The 16,298-nt window shown below is 71.2% G+C and carries 18 protein-coding genes; 12 read left to right on the forward strand and 6 right to left on the reverse strand.

Annotation, left to right across the window (positions count from 1 at the left end; genetic code table 11):
• Window positions 1-239: 239 nt before the first annotated feature.
• Complete coding sequence (locus ITP53_RS45170; RefSeq protein ID WP_195901639.1) at window positions 240-1,127, reverse strand: hypothetical protein; 888 nt, start codon at window positions 1,125-1,127, stop codon at window positions 240-242.
• Between the two features lie 67 nt (window positions 1,128-1,194).
• Between ITP53_RS45170 and ITP53_RS45175 the strand changes: the two genes are divergently transcribed.
• Window positions 1,195-1,608 (forward strand): TIGR03668 family PPOX class F420-dependent oxidoreductase, encoded by a 414-nt coding sequence (locus ITP53_RS45175; RefSeq protein ID WP_195901640.1) that lies wholly within the window; start codon window positions 1,195-1,197, stop codon window positions 1,606-1,608.
• 40 nt (window positions 1,609-1,648) lie between these two features.
• Here ITP53_RS45175 and ITP53_RS45180 read toward each other — a convergent pair whose 3' ends face one another.
• Window positions 1,649-2,323, reverse strand: a complete 675-nt coding sequence (locus ITP53_RS45180; RefSeq protein ID WP_195901641.1) for a ThuA domain-containing protein — start codon at window positions 2,321-2,323, stop codon at window positions 1,649-1,651.
• Window positions 2,324-2,457: 134 nt separating this feature from the next.
• Here ITP53_RS45180 and ITP53_RS45185 point away from each other — a divergent pair, with 134 nt between their 5' ends.
• The 4 genes from ITP53_RS45185 to ITP53_RS45200 are packed head-to-tail and all read left to right on the forward strand — an operon-like array spanning window position 2,458 to window position 4,494.
• Entirely contained in the window at window positions 2,458-2,715 is a 258-nt protein-coding gene (locus ITP53_RS45185; protein ID WP_195901642.1) for a hypothetical protein, read from the forward strand.
• Complete coding sequence (locus ITP53_RS45190; RefSeq protein ID WP_195901643.1) at window positions 2,712-2,849, forward strand: hypothetical protein; 138 nt, start codon at window positions 2,712-2,714, stop codon at window positions 2,847-2,849. Before ITP53_RS45185 ends, ITP53_RS45190 begins: the two co-directional genes overlap by 4 nt.
• Window positions 2,849-3,706 carry an RNA polymerase sigma-70 factor gene (locus ITP53_RS45195; protein ID WP_195901653.1) on the forward strand — a complete coding sequence of 286 codons (858 nt, stop codon included), beginning with the start codon at window positions 2,849-2,851 and terminating at the stop codon, window positions 3,704-3,706. Before ITP53_RS45190 ends, ITP53_RS45195 begins: the two co-directional genes overlap by 1 nt.
• Window positions 3,707-3,732: 26 nt before the next feature.
• Window positions 3,733-4,494, forward strand: a complete 762-nt coding sequence (locus ITP53_RS45200; RefSeq protein WP_195901644.1) for an SDR family oxidoreductase — start codon at window positions 3,733-3,735, stop codon at window positions 4,492-4,494.
• Here ITP53_RS45200 and ITP53_RS45205 read toward each other — a convergent pair.
• Complete coding sequence (locus ITP53_RS45205; RefSeq protein WP_195901645.1) at window positions 4,484-5,056, reverse strand: TetR/AcrR family transcriptional regulator; 573 nt, start codon at window positions 5,054-5,056, stop codon at window positions 4,484-4,486. The two genes, ITP53_RS45200 and ITP53_RS45205, sit on opposite strands and share 11 nt — an antisense overlap.
• 89 nt (window positions 5,057-5,145) lie before the next feature.
• Here ITP53_RS45205 and ITP53_RS45210 point away from each other — a divergent pair, with 89 nt between their 5' ends.
• Complete coding sequence (locus ITP53_RS45210; RefSeq protein WP_195901646.1) at window positions 5,146-6,795, forward strand: FAD-dependent oxidoreductase; 1,650 nt, start codon at window positions 5,146-5,148, stop codon at window positions 6,793-6,795.
• Window positions 6,792-8,243 (forward strand): ATP-binding protein, encoded by a 1,452-nt coding sequence (locus tag ITP53_RS45215; protein WP_195901647.1) that lies wholly within the window; start codon window positions 6,792-6,794, stop codon window positions 8,241-8,243. Before ITP53_RS45210 ends, ITP53_RS45215 begins: the two co-directional genes overlap by 4 nt.
• On the opposite strand, the gene ITP53_RS45220 is transcribed toward ITP53_RS45215, so the two are convergent.
• On the reverse strand, window positions 8,215-9,453 hold the full coding sequence (locus ITP53_RS45220; RefSeq protein ID WP_328817867.1) for an alpha/beta fold hydrolase: 1,239 nt from the start codon (window positions 9,451-9,453) through the stop codon (window positions 8,215-8,217). The genes ITP53_RS45215 and ITP53_RS45220 overlap by 29 nt on opposite strands.
• 118 nt (window positions 9,454-9,571) lie before the next feature.
• Here ITP53_RS45220 and ITP53_RS45225 point away from each other — a divergent pair, with 118 nt between their 5' ends.
• Window positions 9,572-11,128 (forward strand): AbgT family transporter, encoded by a 1,557-nt coding sequence (locus tag ITP53_RS45225; protein WP_195901648.1) that lies wholly within the window; start codon window positions 9,572-9,574, stop codon window positions 11,126-11,128.
• Between the two features lie 19 nt (window positions 11,129-11,147).
• A complete protein-coding gene (locus ITP53_RS45230) occupies window positions 11,148-12,281 on the forward strand; it encodes a M20 family metallopeptidase (RefSeq protein WP_328817869.1) in 1,134 nt (377 codons plus the stop codon).
• A 172-nt stretch (window positions 12,282-12,453) separates the two neighbouring features.
• Here the strand turns inward: ITP53_RS45230 and ITP53_RS45235 are convergent, their stop codons facing one another.
• Window positions 12,454-12,624 (reverse strand): hypothetical protein, encoded by a 171-nt coding sequence (locus ITP53_RS45235; RefSeq protein ID WP_195901649.1) that lies wholly within the window; start codon window positions 12,622-12,624, stop codon window positions 12,454-12,456.
• Here ITP53_RS45235 and ITP53_RS45240 point away from each other — a divergent pair.
• The gene (locus ITP53_RS45240; protein WP_195901650.1) at window positions 12,613-13,809 is read left to right on the forward strand and encodes an MFS transporter; all 1,197 of its coding nucleotides are present in this window, start codon (window positions 12,613-12,615) and stop codon (window positions 13,807-13,809) included. The two genes, ITP53_RS45235 and ITP53_RS45240, sit on opposite strands and share 12 nt — an antisense overlap.
• Here the strand turns inward: ITP53_RS45240 and ITP53_RS45245 are convergent.
• Window positions 13,799-14,419 (reverse strand): TetR/AcrR family transcriptional regulator, encoded by a 621-nt coding sequence (locus tag ITP53_RS45245; protein WP_236051912.1) that lies wholly within the window; start codon window positions 14,417-14,419, stop codon window positions 13,799-13,801. The genes ITP53_RS45240 and ITP53_RS45245 overlap by 11 nt on opposite strands.
• 43 nt (window positions 14,420-14,462) lie before the next feature.
• Between ITP53_RS45245 and ITP53_RS45250 the strand changes: the two genes are divergently transcribed.
• A complete protein-coding gene (locus tag ITP53_RS45250; RefSeq protein ID WP_195901651.1) occupies window positions 14,463-15,608 on the forward strand; it encodes a cytochrome P450 in 1,146 nt (381 codons plus the stop codon).
• 73 nt (window positions 15,609-15,681) lie between these two features.
• The coding region (locus ITP53_RS45255) for a serine hydrolase domain-containing protein (RefSeq protein WP_195901652.1) at window positions 15,682-16,298 on the forward strand (617 nt) is incomplete at its 3' end.

Genomic DNA, 16,298 nt, shown 5'->3' on the forward strand with positions numbered 1-16,298 from the left:
GACCGCCTCGCCGACATTCCAACACCGGCCGGAGCCACACCACGCCAGCTCAGCTCACCCACGGACGGGAGAATGCTGCCGATCGTCGAAGTCCGGCAGCACAAACAATCATAAAATCGGACATTTAGATTCCACATAATGACCGCCTTCATGGACCGACATCTCCGCGGCACCCGGGAGCCCCTCCTGGACGGCCCGTCCCCGGCCTTCCCCGAGGTGCGGCACTGGAAGCCGGGCCGCTAGATCACGCCGTTCGCGCGCAGGGTCCGGACGGCGCCGACGGTGACGGCCCCGCGCCATTCGAGCGCCCCGGCCGGCGAGATCCGCGCGAAGTCCACGTCCCACCCGCCGTCGTCCCGCTGCTCCCCGGCCAGCCGTACGAGGTCCGCCGCGATCACTTCGGGATCGAACAGCTCGCGCACCGGCCGCCCTGGGAGTGGCGCGAAGTCCAGCGGGCGCAGCGCCTCGTTCTCGGCGCCGCCCTCGACGGGCATCCTGCCGTCCGCCGGGATGTGGCCGCCGAGCCGTTTGAGCAGGCCGGCGGCCCGGGGCTGGGTGTCGTACACGGCGTCGAGGAAGTGCAGGGCGAACGACAACACGTACGCGTGCGGCCGCTCGTCGAGGGCCTCGATCGCGTCGAGGCAGTAACGGGTGGCCCGGTCCAGCCACGGGTGCGCGGCGACGGCCGGGTCGTGGGCGGCCACGCCGTGGGCCGCGGCCGCCGAGACGGAGGTGATCTGCAGGGACGAGGCCGCCGGGTCGCCGCCCGCCCACCAGGGGGCGGTGCCGGCGGCGACGGTCAGCGGGAGCGCGAACGGCAGCCCGCCGTCGGGCAGCGTGACCGAGTCCAGCCAGTCGCACAGCGCCACGGCCCGCGGCGTGGTGACGGGTGCGATCGCCTCGAACGCCCCGAAGGCGTGCAGCGCGGCGCCGGGCTGGCTCTCCGGCGAGCGCAGGTCGGGCTCCAGGCCCCAGCCGTAGCCGCCGTCGGGGTTGCGGTAGCCCTCCAGGGCGGCCAGCACGCCGGCCGCGTCTCCATCGCCCATCAGGAGGTCGTAGCAGCGGCGGTCCAGTACGCGCGCGTGCGTCGCCATGAAGCCGGGCACTTCAGCAAGGTTCACGTTCATGATGACATCGTGCCCAGGATCCTGACCTGGGGTCTTGTAACTTCCGGACACCGGCGAGAATGGAACCGTGGACGACGACCTGGCCCGCGACCGGTTCCGCGGTGAGCGGCTGGCACGGCTCGCGACGACGAGCGGCGACGGGACACCGCACCTGGTGCCCGTCACCTTCGCCGTCATGGCCGGGCGGGTGGTGACGGCCGTCGACCACAAGCCCAAGACCACCACCAACCTCAGGCGGTTGCGCAACATCCAGGAGAACCCCCGGGTCGCGCTGCTGGCCGACCACTACGACGACGACTGGACGCGGCTGTGGTGGGTGCGCGCCGACGGACTGGCCGAGATCGTGACGGACGGCCCCGGCCGCGAACCGGCGCTCGACGCGCTGGCGGCCAAGTACCTCCAATACCGTCAGCGCCGCCCAGAAGGCCCCGTGATCGTCGTGAACGTCACCCGCTGGACCGGCTGGTCCGCCAGTCCCTGACAGGGACCGTGCCGCCGGTCCGTGGCAGCCACCACTGGGGCTAGTCCGTGATGGCGACCGGGCGTTTCAGCAGCCACAGCGCGGCCCGCTGGAGCAGCGTCCGGTGGATCTCGTTGTCGTACGACCTCGTGTCGTGGCCGAGCGCGTCGTAGAACACCCGCCCCCTGCGCACCGGCCGCGCCCAGATCAGCGGCTGGCCGTTCGACGAGGCCAGCGGCTCGACGTCGGGCAGCACGTGCAGGTCGCTGTAGACCTCGTCCACCACGTCGAAGTCCCGCAGCCCCTCCACCACCGGGTGCGTGCCGTGCACCCGCACACCCGTCCAGCCCAGCGGCGCATGGTGGGACTTGGGCCACGTCCAGCAGCCGCCCAGGACGCGCGGCCAGCCCTGCCAGTCGTCGAAGCAGATCGACGCCGTGTGCATGCACAGCAGCCCGCCGCCCCCGTCCAGGTGGTCGAGGAGCGTGGTACGGGCCTGCGCGGGCAGGGAGAAGCGCCACTCGGCACGCAGGCCGGAGAAGCGGTCGTGGGTCATCTGCCAGCGCAGCGCGTTGACCGTGATGAGCTGGACCTCCGGGGGCTCGCTCAGCGCGCCCGCGATGTCCTCGGTGATCTCGGACTCGACCCCCACCTCGGCCAGCAGGTCCGCGAGCGCGGCCGACGTGGCGGCGAAGTCGTGGAAAGGGCCTCCTGACAGGATCAGATTTCTCGCCACTTATCCAGCTCATCATGCTTAACCCGGCTTTTCCACCCATGGGGGGTGGTACATCGGGCCCCGCTCGCGCGTCCAGTCGGAGTACGAGAGAAGGGATCGAGGCGGCGCCGGGTGCCAGGCTCATCGCCCAGGGGTTGGCGTACGCGTACGCGCCCGCGCCGGGGCTGGCCGACGAGGACGCGCCCCTGTGGCGGGACGCGCCCAGGACCTACCTGCCCGTGGTGGCGGCGCTGGAGGAGCTGGAACGGCGCACCACCGCGGCCGGCGGACTGGTGCTGCGCTTCGGGCACCTGACCGGGCCTGGATCGAGCTGGCCGAGTGGCTGCCCGCGTACGCGGCACGGCTCGGCGCGCCCAGGCCCAGGCGGGTGCCGGCCCTACTCGCCAGGATGATGGTGGGCGAGTTCGGCGTGGCGTACATGACCAGGCTGAGGGGCGCGGACAACTGCCGGGCCAGGCTGCGGCTCAACTGGCGGCCCCGGCACGCCTCGTTCTTCGGCGAAAACGCTTCAGGAAAGGGGGCATGATGCGGGCCGTGGACGACTTCGATGAGTACCGGCCGATGCTGCTCGGGCTGGCCTATCGGCTGCTGGGCAGCATGTGGGACGCGGAGGACGTCGTGCAGGAGGCCTGGCTGCGCTGGGAGGGCGCCGACCGCCGCGAGGTCAGGGAGCCGCGGGCCTTCCTGGTGACCGTGGTCTCGCGGCTGGCGCTCGACCAGCTCCGCTCCGCGCGGGTGCGGCGGGAGGCGTACACCGGGCCCTGGCTGCCTGAGCCGGTGATGACGTCGCAGGCCGGGCCGCTGGACACGGCCGAACTGCGCGACACCGTCTCCTACGCGACCCTGCATCTGATGGAGCGGCTGTCGCCGCCTGAGCGGGCGGTGTTCGTGTTGCGGGAGGCGTTCGAGCTGCCGTACGACGAGATCGCGGAGATCGTCGGCACCTCCGTTGCCAACGCCAGGCAGTTGCACCACCGGGCCTCCGTGCGGCTGGCCGACGGGCGCGACAGGTTCCAGCCGTCGGCCGAGGACCACGTCAAGCTGCTGGCGAGGTTCATGGAGGCGGCGGGCGGCGGCGACCTGGCCGCGCTCACCGAGTTGTTGCACGAGGACGTCGTGTCCTGGAACGACGGCGGCGGCAAGGCGAGGTCGGCGCTGCGGCCCATCGTCGGCCGGCGCAAGGTGGCGGCGTTCGTGCACGGGCTGCTGTCGCGCTACTCGTTCACGGATGTCCGGCTCGTGGACGTCAACGGCGGCCCGGCCGTCTGGGCACGCGCGGACGAGCGTGCGCAAGTCATGCTGATCGAGCTCCAGGACGGCCTGATCCGGGGCATCTACACCGTGCTGAATCCCGACAAGCTCACCCGTGTACGGCCGTCTTGAGCAGGTCACGACCTATAGTCGCCGGTATGGATCTCGGCATCGCGGGCAAGGTAGCACTCGTCTCCGGAGGCAGCGCGGGCGTCGGACTCGCGGCGGCCAAGAGCCTCGCGCGAGAGGGCTGCGACGTGTGCGTCAGCTCCCGCAGTCCCGAACGGCTCGCGGACGCGGTGGTGGAGCTGCAGGAGTTCGGCCATGTCGTGCACGCCGTGCTGGCCGACGTGGAGGATCCGGACGCCGCCCGGCGGGTGGTCGAGGAGACGCGCGACGTGGTCGGCCCGGTCGACATCCTCGTGGCCGGCGCGGGCGGGCCGCCTGCCGGGCCGTTCGGCGAGGCCGGGCTCGACGACTGGGACGTCGCGGTCCAGCGCAACCTGCTCGGCACCGTACGCCTGATGCGGGCGGTCCTGCCCGACATGCGCTCGCGCGGCTGGGGCCGGATCGTCACGATCACCGGCAGGTCGGCCCGCGAGGCGCTGGACGACCTGGCGCTGTCCAACGCCACCCGCCCGGCCGTGGCCGGCATCGTCAGGACCCTGGCCCGCGAGGTGGGCGGCGAGGGCGTGCTGGTCAACAACGTGATGCCCGGCCCGTTCCACACCGAGCGGCTGCGCGAGCCTGCGGACTTCGAAGAAGTGATCGCCGGGCGGACCGAGGGGGTGCCGGTCGGCCGTGCCGGGCGGCCGGAGGAGATCGGGGACGTGGTGGCGTTCCTGGCGAGCGAGCGGGCGTCGTTCGTGAACGGGATCTCGATGCTGGTGGACGGCGGCGAGAGCCGCGTCATCGCCTGATCAGCGTGCGCACGACCGCGTCCGCCCAGGGCCGCGTCTCCTCGGGCAGATCGACGAAGTACGACAGATTCGCCCGGTGGTAGCAGGCCCCCATGATCATGGCGGCGGCCGCGCCGGCGTCCATCCCCGGGTCGAGGCGGCCGTCGCGCTGTTCGGTCCGCAGGATCTCGGCCAGCGCCTGGATCGGCACGTGCGGGCCCCGGTCCGTCTTGGCCAGCATGGCGCGGAACCCCGCCACGAGCGACGGATCGGCCATCACCCCCGAGGCGATGCTGAACGCCCTGGTGTAGAACTCGACCGCCGCCACCGCGAACTCGGTGAGGCGCGCCCCCAGGTCGCCCTGCCCTCCGCTCACCCGCAGCCGCGTCAGCGGGGCGCCGAGCTCGGGCATCCCCTCCAGCAGCACCGCGAGGAGCAGCTCCTCCTTGCCGGCGAAGTGCTTGTAGATCAGCGCCTCGGAGCACCCGGCCAGCGCCGCGATCCGCCTGGTCGTCGCGCCCACGCTGCCGAACTCGCGAATCGCCTGCTCAGCGGCCTGGATGATGCGATCACGGGTGCCCATCCGCTCATGATACGAGCGGCCGCTCAACCATCGCCGCGAACATGACATCCTGCCCTAAGGGATATGTGACGAAGGTGGGGCATAGCAGCATGGAGAAGCCGGTCATCGTGACGGTCGACGACGACCCCGGCGTCTCGCGGGCCGTGGCCCGTGACCTGAGACGCCGTTACGGCCAGGCGTATCGGGTCGTCCGCGCCGAGACGGCGAGGGACGGCATCGACGCGGTCAGGGAGATGCGGCTGAGGGGCGACGAGGTGGCGGCGATCCTGGCCGACTACCGGATGCCGCAGATGAACGGCGTTCAGTTCCTCGAGGCCGCCATGGACATGTATCCGTTCGCGCGCAGAGTGCTGCTGACCGCCTATGCCGACACGGACGCGGCGATCCAGGCGATCAACGTGGTGGATCTCGACCATTACCTGCTCAAGCCGTGGGATCCGCCGGAGGAGAAGTTCTACCCGGTGATCGACGGGCAGCTCGACGCGTGGCTGCGTACCGACAGGACCGAGCGGTCGGAGCTGCGGGTGGTGGGCGACCGGTGGTCGGCGCGGTCGTACCAGGTGCGCGACTTCCTGGCCCGCAACCACGTGCCGTACCTGTGGACGCTGGCGGAGGACCCGGAGGGCGCGCAGCTCGTGAAGGCGGCGGGCGAGGGCTGCCACCTGCCGCTGGTGGTGACCGCGGAAGGCGTCACGCTGGAGTCGCCCGACCAGGCCACGCTGGCGGCGGCGGTGGGGTTGTCGACCACCCCGGCCACCGACTTCTACGACCTGATCGTGGTGGGCGGCGGCCCCGCGGGGCTGGGCGCGGCGGTGTACGGCGCCTCCGAAGGGCTCAACACGGTGCTCGTCGAGGCGTACTCCTCGGGCGGCCAGGCCGGGCAGAGCTCCAGGATCGAGAACTATCTGGGCTTCCCCGACGGCGTCTCCGGCCAGCAGCTCGCCGATCGGGCGCGCAGGCAGGCGCAGAAGTTCGGGGCGGAGCTGCTGACCGCCCGCAAGGTGATCCGTCTCGAGCCGAGCGGGCAGGCGCGGGTGGTGGGGTTCAAGGACGGCGGCGAGATCGCGGCGCACGCGGTGATCCTCGCGACCGGCGTCACCTACCGGCGGCTGGAGGCGCCCGGACTCGACGACTTCGTGGGCCGGGGCGTGTTCTACGGTGCGGCGGTGACCGAGGCGCCCGCCTGCGAGAACTCCGAGGTCCACATCGTGGGCGCGGCCAACTCGGCGGGACAGGCGGCCGTCTACCTGGCGGGATTCGCGAGCAAGGTCCACTTGTTGGTGCGGAGTGATGGTTTGGAGAAATCCATGTCGCACTACCTCATCGAGCAGATCGCCGCGATGCCCAACATCGACGTGCACCTCCAGACGGAGGTGGTCGCCGGTGCCGGTGACGGTCATCTGGAGCGGCTGACGCTGTCGACCAAGGGCGAGGAGCGCACGGTCGACGCGCAGTGGCTGTTCGTGTTCATCGGGGCCGAGCCGTACACCTCGTGGCTGGGCGAGACGGTCGAGCGCGACGCGAAGGGGTTCGTGGTGACGGGTCCCGATCTGGTGCAGGGCGGGCGGCGGCCGCGCAACTGGCCGCTGCGGCGCGAGCCGTACTACCTGGAGACCAACGTCCCCGGGGTGCTGGCCGCGGGTGACGTACGCGCCGACTCGATCAAGAGGGTGGCCTCCGCCGTCGGTGAGGGCGCGATGGCCGTCGCGCTCGTGCATCGTTACCTGGAGAAGCAATGACCGACATCGACACCACTATCGACATCGACAGGCTCCGCAAGCTCTTCCTGTTCGAGCGGCTGACGGACGAGCAGCTCACGAAGCTCGCGAACAGCGGCAAGGTGCGTACGTACGCGCAGGACGAGGACATCGTGCGCCAGGGCGACCCGGCCGAGTGCTTCGCCGTGCTGATCGAGGGCGAGATACAGATGATCAGCGAGACGGTGAGCGCCGGCACCGTCGCGATGCCCCGTACCTCCCAGCCCGGCGTCTACGGCGGCGCCACCTCCGCCTACCTGGGCGACCGGGCGCCGCAGACCTACCAGCACACGCTGCGCGCGACCGCGCCGTCACGGATCTTCATCCTGCCGGCCAGGAAGTTCGGCGATATCGTGGCCGAGTGGTTCCCCATGGGGGTCCACCTGCTCGACGGCCTGCTGTCCGGCGGCAGGATGCAGCGGGAGATCATCGACCGGCGGCAGCGGCTGACCGCGCTCGGCACGATCACCGCCGGGCTCACGCACGAGCTGAACAACCCGGCGGCGGCGGCCGTACGTGCGGTGAGCGAGCTGCGTTCGCTGATCAAGACCTCGCGGCTCCAGCTCGCCCAGCTTGCCCAGGCCGGCATCCCGCCGGAGAAGCTGCGCACGCTGATCGAGGCGCAGGAGGCGTGCACGAGCAACCTGGGCAGGCTGCCGCAGCGCTCGCCGCTGGAGATCTCCGACGCCGAGGACGAGCTGGGCGAGGCGCTGGAGGAGATCGGCGTCGAGGACGCCTGGGAGCTGGCTCCCGCGCTGGTCAACGCCGGGTTCTCGGGCAAGGAGCTGGAGAAGATCCGCGGCAAGGTGGGCGAGGAGCACACGCCCGCGGCGCTGCAGTGGCTGGCCGAGGCGATCGAGATCTCGCAGATGCTCGACGAGGTCACCGAGGCGACCGAGCGCATCACCACGCTGATCCGCTCGGCCAAGCAGTATTCGCAGATGGACCGGGCGCCGTTCCAGACGGTCGACGTGCACGACCTGCTCGACAGCACGTTGGCGATCTTCCGTGGCAAGATCCCGCCGGGCATCAGCGTGGTCACCGACTACGACCGTACGCTGCCCGACATCCCCTGCTACGCGGGCGAGCTCAACCAGGTGTGGACGAACCTCATCCACAACGCGCTCGACGCGATGGGCGGGGAGGGCAGGCTGACCGTCCGCACCGCGCACGACGAGGACGAGGCGATCGTCGAGATCGGGGACACCGGGCCCGGTGTGCCCGAGACGATCAGGGATCGGATCTTCGAGCCGTTCTTCACCACCAAGACCGTGGGCGAGGGCACCGGGCTCGGGCTGGACATCTCCTACCGGATCGTGGCGGGCCGCCACGGCGGCGAGATCAAGGTCCGCTCCGTGCCCGGCGAGACCTGGTTCGAGGTACGCCTGCCGCTGCGCGAGCCTACAGCGGTTCCAGAACCAGTCGCATGAGCTTGGGGATCACCTGGTCGGGGGCCACCCGGTAGCCGTCGTGCTCGAACTCGTTCGTCACCCACAGGCGGACGCCGCCGACGCGGCCCGCGGTCTCCAGGGTGAGGCCGAGGTCGACGTACATGTCGTCGTGGTAGGCCACGGCCGCCACCGGCACCTCGTTGGCGGCCAGCCGCGCGGGGTCGTACAGCGGGGGCCAGTCGGCCTTGGCGGCGAGCAGCTCCGCCGCGCCCTTGAACGGCCGTAGCGCGCGGATCTCGTCGAACATCCACGGATAGATCATCTCGCCGGTGAGCATGTCGGGGGCGTCGAACTCGGCCGGCCGCAGCCGCTGCGCCGACCAGCCGGTGGCCGCGCCCTGGGCGTAGCACGCCTCGTGCAGCACGGCGTAGAGCGGCCGGTCCACGAAGCCGGTCCTGGTCATCACCGCGTAACGGAAGTCGTCGGTCAGCTCGCCGCCGCTGAACGCCTCCTCGACCAGCCAGTGCAGGGTCTCCATCCCGTCGCCCATACCGAGCAGCTGCCCGAGGCTCCTGAACCGGTCGACGGTCAGCCTGTCGCCGTCAGGCAGCATGACCTTGGTCGCGGCGAGGTGCTCGGTGATGCGGCGTACCTGGGCGGCGTCGCCCGGGTAGCGGCGGTAGTAGCGCCGCACCTTGTCCTGGACGCGCGGGTAGGTGCGGCCGTAGACGTCGTCGGCGGTGGCCTCGAGGCCGGGCGTGCCACCGGTGACGTAGCAGGCCCTGAGCGCCTCGGGCGCCTTGGAGAGGTACGTGTACGTCACGAACCCGCCGAAGCTCTGCCCCCACGTCTCCCACTGGTCGACGCCGAGCGAGCGCCGGATGAGCTCGCAGTCGTCGACGATCGAGTCCGCCCGAAAGTGAACCAGATAGCCCGAAATTTCGGCATCTGTGCCTTGGGGCGCGCCGGCCGTGACCGGCGTGCTCCGGCCGGTGCCGCGCTGGTCGAGCAGCAGCACGCGATGCGTCTTCAGCACGTGGGCCCAGTGGGCGGGGCCGGTCAGCCGCGGCGACTTGCCACCGGGACCGCCCTGCAGGAACAACATCCACGGCAGGTCCTGTCCCGCCGTCGCCGGGTCGCGGATCTCGCGGGCGAACACCTGGATCGTCCGGCCGCCGGGATCGGCGTGGTCGAGCGGGACGGTGAACTCATGATCGACGACGGTGAGGCCCGGCATGGTGATGGTCACGCCACGCAGCCTATGCGCGCCCGCCGCTCGGTTTTCACGCTAGTTGGCGCCCGACTTGTCAGGATGCGCCATGACCACATGTAATGGTTGGCCGTAATACCCCCGAAAGGAGGCGCCGGTGAGCACGTCCGAGGCTGTGACGGGTTCACGTACGCTGAACGCGCTGCTCCGGGTGCTGACCGGCATCGAACGTCTCGGCAACAAGCTCCCCCATCCGTTCTGGTTGTTCGTCGCCCTGAGCGCGCTACTGGCCCTGGTGAGCTGGGGTCTCGCGGCGGCGGGGGTGTCGGCGGTGAACCCGGCGACGAACAAGGCCGTCGAGGCCAGGAACCTGCTGTCGGCCGACGGTGTGCGGATGATGGCCGGCGACGCGATCGAGAACTACACGTCGTTCCCGCCGCTTGGCACGATCCTCGTCGTGATGCTCGGCGTCGCGGTCGCCGAGCGCTCGGGGCTGCTGGCCGCCGTGCTGCGCTCCGGGGTGTCGAAGGTGTCGCCGAAGTGGGTGACGTTCGCGCTGGCGCTGACCGGCATGGTGGCGCACGTGGCCTCCGACGCCGCGTACGTCGTGCTCATCCCGCTCGGCGCGCTGGCCTTCCGCGCGGTGGGGCGCAGCCCGGTCCTGGGCATCGTGGTGGCGTTCGTCTCGATCTCGGCGGGCTACGACGCCAGCCCGCTGGTCACGCCGGTTGACGCCGTGCTGTCCGGGCTGACCACGGCAGCCGCGCACACCATCGACCCCGCCTACCTGGTCACACCGCTGGCCAACTACTTCTTCTCGCTGGCCTCCTCCCTGGTGCTGGCCGCCGCGATCACGCTGGTGACCGAGCGGGTGCTGGCGCGCAGGGTCGAGTCGATCCCCGTCGACGCCGATGCCGCCGACCACTCCGGTGACCACGACCTCGGCGCGCTGGTGCTCGACGACCGGGAGCGGCGCGGGTTGCGGGCCGCGCTGATCACGCTCGTGGTGTTCGCGGCCGCGGTGGTGGCGGCCGTACTGCCCTCGGGGTCGCCGCTGCGCGGCGAGGGCGGCAGCATCGTGCAGTCGCCGCTGCTCACCTCCATCGCGGTGTTCCTCGGGCTGGCGTTCCTCGCGGTCGGCTGGGCGTACGGCAGGGCCGCCGGCACGGTCACCTCCAGCAGAGACATTCCGGGCTTCATGGCGCACGGGTTCCGCGAGATGGCGCCGATCCTGGTGCTGTTCTTCGCGATCTCGCAGTTCCTGGCCTACTTCAAGTGGACGGGCATCGGCGAGATCATCGCCATCAACGGAGCCGGCCTGCTGAAGTCGGCCGGGGTGAGCGGGCCCGTGGTGTTCCTCGGCATCCTGCTCGTGGTGACCGTGATCAACCTGGTGGTGACCAGCGGATCGGCACAGTGGGCGCTGGTCGGGCCGGTGTTCGTGCCGATGCTGATGCTGCTGAACATCCCGCCCGAGTACACCCAGGCCCTCTACCGCATCGCGGACTCCTGCACCAACGCGATCACGCCGATGAGCCCGTACTTCGTGATGGCGCTCGGCTTCCTCCAGCGTTACCGGCGCGCGGCCGGGATCGGCACGCTGGCCTCCATGACCATCCCCCTGTCGCTCACCCTGCTCGTCGTCTGGACGCTGCTGTTCTTCGTGTTCTGGTGGCTCGGCATCCCGCTCGGGCCCGGAGCCCCCGTTCCCTAGTTCCCTTGGAAGGATTTCCGTGTTGATCATCGATTGGACCCGGCAGGCCCTCCCGGCCATGCTCGCCGACCTCAAGGCCGTGGTCGAGCTGGAGACCCACAGCTACGACAAGGCCATGCTGGTGAAGGGGCTGCGCGAGATCCGCGCCCGGGCCGTCGATCTGCTCGGGACGCCGGACGACGAGGTCCTGCACGAAGGCGGTCAGCACGGGGACATCCTCGAGCTGACCTACCGCGGCACCGCGCCGGGGACCGTGCTCATGCTCTGTCACTACGACACGGTCTGGCCCACGGGGACGCTGGACTCGTGGCCGTTCACGCTGGTGGAGGGCAAGGCCACCGGTCCGGGCGTGTTCGACATGAAGACAGGACTGGTGCAGTCGATCTGGGCGCTGCGCGGGCTCCGGGAGCTGGGACTGCCGCATCCGAGCGTGCGGTTCCTGTTCAACGGGGACGAGGAGGTCGGCAGCCCGGCCTCGCGCGGGCACATCGAGGCGGCGGGCGCGGACGCGCTGGCGACGCTGGTCTTCGAGGCGTCCTTCGACGGCGCGCTCAAGACCGCGCGCAAGGGGGTGGGGCTGTTCAACGTGCGGGTGACCGGGGTCGAGGCGCACGCGGGGCTCGACCCGTACGCGGGGGCGAGCGCCGTACACGCCCTGGCCGAGGTCGTCACCACGCTGGCCGGCGCGGGCTCGCGCGAGCGCGGCACCACCGTGAACGTCGGCCTGATCAGCGGCGGCACAGGGCGCAACGTCGCGGCCGGGCACGCGTCCTGCGGCGTCGACGTACGGGTGACCGATCCGGGCGAGATGGGGCGGATCGACGACGTGTTCGCCGGCCTGAGGGCCTCCGATCCGCGCGTGTCGATCTCCGCGACCGGCGAGTGGAACCGGCCGCCCATGACCCAGAACCCCGCCTCGCAGCGGCTCTTCAAGGAGGCGCAGGAGGTGGCGGCCGGGTTCGGCTGGCTGCTGGACGAGGCGGCGGTCGGGGGTGCCAGCGACGGGAACTTCGTCTCGGCGCTCGGGCTGCCGGTGCTGGACGGGATGGGGGCCGTGGGGGACGGGGCGCACGCGCGGCACGAGCACGTGCTGGTCGAGCACGTTCCCGAGCGCACCGCCCTGACCATCGGGCTCCTCACCGCCCTCGCCTGAGCACATCTCCCCGGCTCCGGCCTTCGGCTGAGCGCTGTCGTCCGGTTGAGCGCGGTCGTCCGGCTGAGCGCGGCCGGTTGAGCGCGACCGGTTGAGCGCGGTCGTCCGGTTGAGCGCGGCCGTTCGGCTGAACCAGGTCGTGGGGCTGAGGGCGGCCGTGCGGGTGGGGTGGTCAGCCGAAGATGGTGTCGCGAGCGAGGTCGAGGGCCGTCAGGACGGCTCCCTGGAGCACGACGTCGCCCTCGACCGTGCTGGCGCGGACCTCGGTGGGCGCGGGGGACAGCTCCCGCAGGCACTCCGCCGCCCCGGCGACCAGCGATAGTTTCGCGCCATGACACCTCATCGCTCGATCGCCGCCGTCTTCGCCGTCCACGGCGCCGTCGCCGGCAGCCTCGCCACGCGCATCCCCTGGATCCAGGATCACCTGGACCTCGGCCCAGGCACCCTCGGGCTGGCGCTCTTATGCCAGCCGATCGGGGCGTTCATCGGCATGCCCCTGGCCAGCCGCCTGGCGTACCGGTTCGGCAGTCGCGCCGCCACCCGCGCCCTGCTCGCGGCCTGGTGCGCGGCCCTGGCCCTGCCCGCGCTCGCGCCGTCCCCGACCTGGCTGTTCGCGGCCTTCATCCTGCTCGGCGTCTCGGCGGGAATGAGCGACGTGCTCATGAACGCGCATGCCGTCGTGCTCGAACGCCATCTCGGTCGCTCGATCATGTCGGGCCTGCACGGCATGTGGTCCGTGGGCAGCCTGGCGGCGGGCGGCATCGCAATCCTGGCGGCGCAGGCCGGGATCGACGCCACGATCCATCTCGGCGCGATGGCGGTCGCGGTGCTCGTCCTGGGCGCGGCGGCCGGGCGCGGCCTGCTGCGCGACAGCGTGGTGATCGGGCACGGGCTGCGGGCCGACGGCTCGCCCGCCGACGCGCCGCCGCCCCGCCGCTTCGTCCTGCCCTCGCGCGCCATCCTGGCCATCGCCCTCGTCGGCTTCTGCGCCACTTTCGCCGAGGGCGCCACCGCGAACTGGGCCGCCGTCTACCTCACCGAGGTCGCCGCCGCCGGCCCGGGAGCGGCCGCCGCCGGTTACACGGTGTTCATGTTCTGCATGGCAGGGATGCGACTGCTCGGCGACCGCGTGATCGGCAGGATCGGTCCGGTGACGGCCGTCAGGGCGGGCGGCGTCGTGGCGGCGGCCGGCGGGGTCGTCGTGGTCGTGGCTCGCACGCCGGTGCCGGTCATCGCCGGGTTCGGCCTGATCGGGCTGGGCGTGGCGGTGATCGTGCCGCTGGTGTTCGCGGCGGCGGGCGGCGTGGGGACGAATCCGGGAGAGAGCGTGGCGGGCGTGGCGACGATCACGTACCTGTCCGGGATGATCGCTCCGGCCGTCACGGGAGGGATCGCGGGGAGCCTGTCATACCCGGTCGCGTTCGCCCTGATCACGGGGGTGATCGTGCTCCTGGTCCTGCTCGCCGGTGTCCTCCGGCCCGTCTCCGCCCGCCCGCGTACGGGGAAGCTCGAAGGCGTCACCTCCTGACCGGCAGACCGGCGTCCAGGTGAGTGAGGGCCTTGTCCAGCTCGGCGGGGCCGTCCATGTCGGGATTGCGCACCCAGTCGAACCAGAGTGCGATGATCACCCCGACGATGGCACCCGCGACGTTCCTGATCTCCGGATCGTCCGGCGACCGCCCCTCTCTGGCCGCCAGGTGCTGCTGCAGGGTGCGGACGACGCCGGTGACGTTCTCCAGGCCCGCCGCCCACAGCTCGGGCACCGTGAGCATGAGCTTCTCCCGCTCCAAGCTGTCGGCCAGCTCCTCGGCCGACTGCTGGGCGGTGACGGCCAGCATGGCGGCGCGTACGGCATGCACGGGGTTGAGGTCGGGCGGCACCGCCTGGAGCGCCTCCATGAAGGGCGGGAACTGGTCCATCAGCACCAGATCCTCTTTTGTCGGGAAATAGCGGAAGACGGTGCTGGGCGCCACCTCCGCGGCCTCCGCGATCTGCTCGACCGTCGTCGCGGCGTAGCCCTGATCGCGGAACAGCCGTAGCGCCTCCTTCTGGATCAGCGCCCTGGTCTTGGCCTTCTTCCGCTCCCGCAGGCTCATGACACCGCATTCTCCGGGCAACGGCTCCTCACGTCCACTCATCTATCGCTATGCAACTCCTATTTGAGAGTCTACTCTCATAATTATGCGACTTCCCATCGAACGCGAATGCCCCTTCGACCCGCCCGCCCGCCTGCGTGGCCTGCCGCCGATGAGCCGGCTGGAGTTCGCCGACGGCCACCTCGGCTGGCTGGCCACCACGGTCGAGGCGGGCCGCGCCGTGCTGAGTGATCCGAGGTTCAGCGCGAGGCAGGAGCTCAAGCACATCGCGCTGCGGTCCGTACGGCCCGGCGGCCCGGCCAGCCCCGCGCCGCCCGGGTTCTTCGCCGCCACCGACCCGCCCGGGCACTCCCGCTACCGGCGGCTGCTCACCGGCCAGTTCACGGTGCGCAGGATGCGTCTGCTGGAGTCACGCATCGAGCGCATCGCGGCCGGCCATCTCGACGCCATGGCCGCCGCCGGGCCGCCGGCCGACCTGGTGCGCGCGTACGCGCTGCCGATCCCGTCACTGGTCATCTGCGAGTTGCTCGGCGTGCCGTACGACGACCACGACTTCTTCCAGGACTGCAGTGCCGAGATCGTGGCCGCGCGGGGCGACGGCATGCGGGCGCTGGCCGACCTCACCGCGTACCTCGGCGAGCTGGTACGCCGCAAGCGGTCCGAGCCGGGCGACGACCTGATCAGCGGCCTGACCGGCGACCTCACGGACGAGGAGCTGGCGAACGTCGCCCTGATCCTGCTCGTCGCGGGCCACGAGACCACCGCGAACATGCTGGCCCTCGGCGTGTTCGCGCTGCTGGAGCAAGGGTCGCCGCTCGAGGAGGTGAGCTGGGAGAGCGCGGTCGAGGAGCTGCTGCGGTGGTTGTCGATCCTGCATCTCGGCGCGCCGGCCCGTGCCGCGCTGGAGGACGTGGAGGTGGCCGGCGAGCTGGTCGCGAAGGGCGAGACGGTCGTGCTGTCTCTGCCCGCCATCGACCGGGACGAGGCCGTGTTCGAGGATCCGGAGGCGCTCCGGCTCGGCCGCCAGGACGCGCGCCGGCACCTGGCGTTCGGCCACGGCGTACACCAGTGCCTGGGGCAGCAGCTCGCCAGGATCGAGCTGCGCATCGGCTACCGGGCGCTGTTCCAGCGCTTCCCCGGTTTGCGCCTGGCCGTCCCCGCCGCCGAGGTGCCCATGAAGACCGACGCCGCGGTGTACGGGGTCGCCGCCCTGCCCGTCACCTGGTCCTGATCATCTGGGCGGAATCGTCCAGAATTGTTAGGCTCCTGGGGCCAAGTAAGCGCTTCCTTTCCCCGGAGGTCTGATGCACTGCGATCCTCGGTTCGCCCGCGTACGTGAGGTGTTCGAGCGGCACTTCGCCGAGGGCGAGGAGCTGGGCGCCGCTTTCGCCGTCTACCTGGACGGCGAGCTGGTGGTGGATCTGTGGGACGGCGTCGCCGACCGGCACACCGGGCGGCCCTGGGAACGCGACACCCCGGTCTTCGCCTACTCCTGCACCAAGGCCATCGCCGCCACCGTGCTGCTGCGGCTCGCCGATCAGGGGCTGGTGGACGTGGGGGCGCCGGTGGCGCGGGTGTGGCCGGAGTTCGCGGCCGAGGGGAAGGCGGAGATCACCGTCGAGCACCTGCTCACGCACCAGTGCGGGCTGCCGGCGCTGGAGGAGCCCGTCCCGGTGGAGGAGTTCGAGGACCAGGCGGCGATCGCGGCCCGGCTCGCTCGCCAGGCGCCGATCTGGGAGCCGGGGACGGCGCACGGGTATCACGCGCTGACGTACGGGTTCCTGGTGGGGGAGGTCGTCAGGCGGGTCACGGGGAAGTCGGTCGGCGAGTTGGTGGCCGCGGAGATCGCCGGGCCGCAGGACCTGGAGTTGTGGGTGGGGGCACCCGACACCGTGATCAACCGCACGGCCCGCCTCCAGGC

The organism is Nonomuraea cypriaca, assembly GCF_015645445.1.
Lineage (GTDB): Bacteria > Actinomycetota > Actinomycetes > Streptosporangiales > Streptosporangiaceae > Nonomuraea > Nonomuraea cypriaca.

Excerpts from the sequence above, each read along its gene's own strand:
- ITP53_RS45170 (WP_195901639.1), bottom strand. The coding sequence starts at position 1,127 with ATGAACGTGAACCTTGCTGAAGTGCCCGGCTTCATGGCGACGCACGCG.
- ITP53_RS45190 (WP_195901643.1), top strand. The coding sequence starts at position 2,712 with ATGATGGTGGGCGAGTTCGGCGTGGCGTACATGACCAGGCTGAGGGGC.
- ITP53_RS45195 (WP_195901653.1), top strand. The coding sequence starts at position 2,849 with ATGCGGGCCGTGGACGACTTCGATGAGTACCGGCCGATGCTGCTCGGG.
- ITP53_RS45200 (WP_195901644.1), top strand. The coding sequence starts at position 3,733 with ATGGATCTCGGCATCGCGGGCAAGGTAGCACTCGTCTCCGGAGGCAGC.
- ITP53_RS45205 (WP_195901645.1), bottom strand. The coding sequence starts at position 5,056 with ATGGGCACCCGTGATCGCATCATCCAGGCCGCTGAGCAGGCGATTCGC.
- ITP53_RS45210 (WP_195901646.1), top strand. The coding sequence starts at position 5,146 with ATGGAGAAGCCGGTCATCGTGACGGTCGACGACGACCCCGGCGTCTCG.
- ITP53_RS45215 (WP_195901647.1), top strand. The coding sequence starts at position 6,792 with ATGACCGACATCGACACCACTATCGACATCGACAGGCTCCGCAAGCTC.
- ITP53_RS45240 (WP_195901650.1), top strand. The coding sequence starts at position 12,613 with ATGACACCTCATCGCTCGATCGCCGCCGTCTTCGCCGTCCACGGCGCC.
- ITP53_RS45235 (WP_195901649.1), bottom strand. The coding sequence starts at position 12,624 with ATGAGGTGTCATGGCGCGAAACTATCGCTGGTCGCCGGGGCGGCGGAG.
- ITP53_RS45245 (WP_236051912.1), bottom strand. The coding sequence starts at position 14,419 with ATGAGTGGACGTGAGGAGCCGTTGCCCGGAGAATGCGGTGTCATGAGC.
- ITP53_RS45250 (WP_195901651.1), top strand. The coding sequence starts at position 14,463 with ATGCGACTTCCCATCGAACGCGAATGCCCCTTCGACCCGCCCGCCCGC.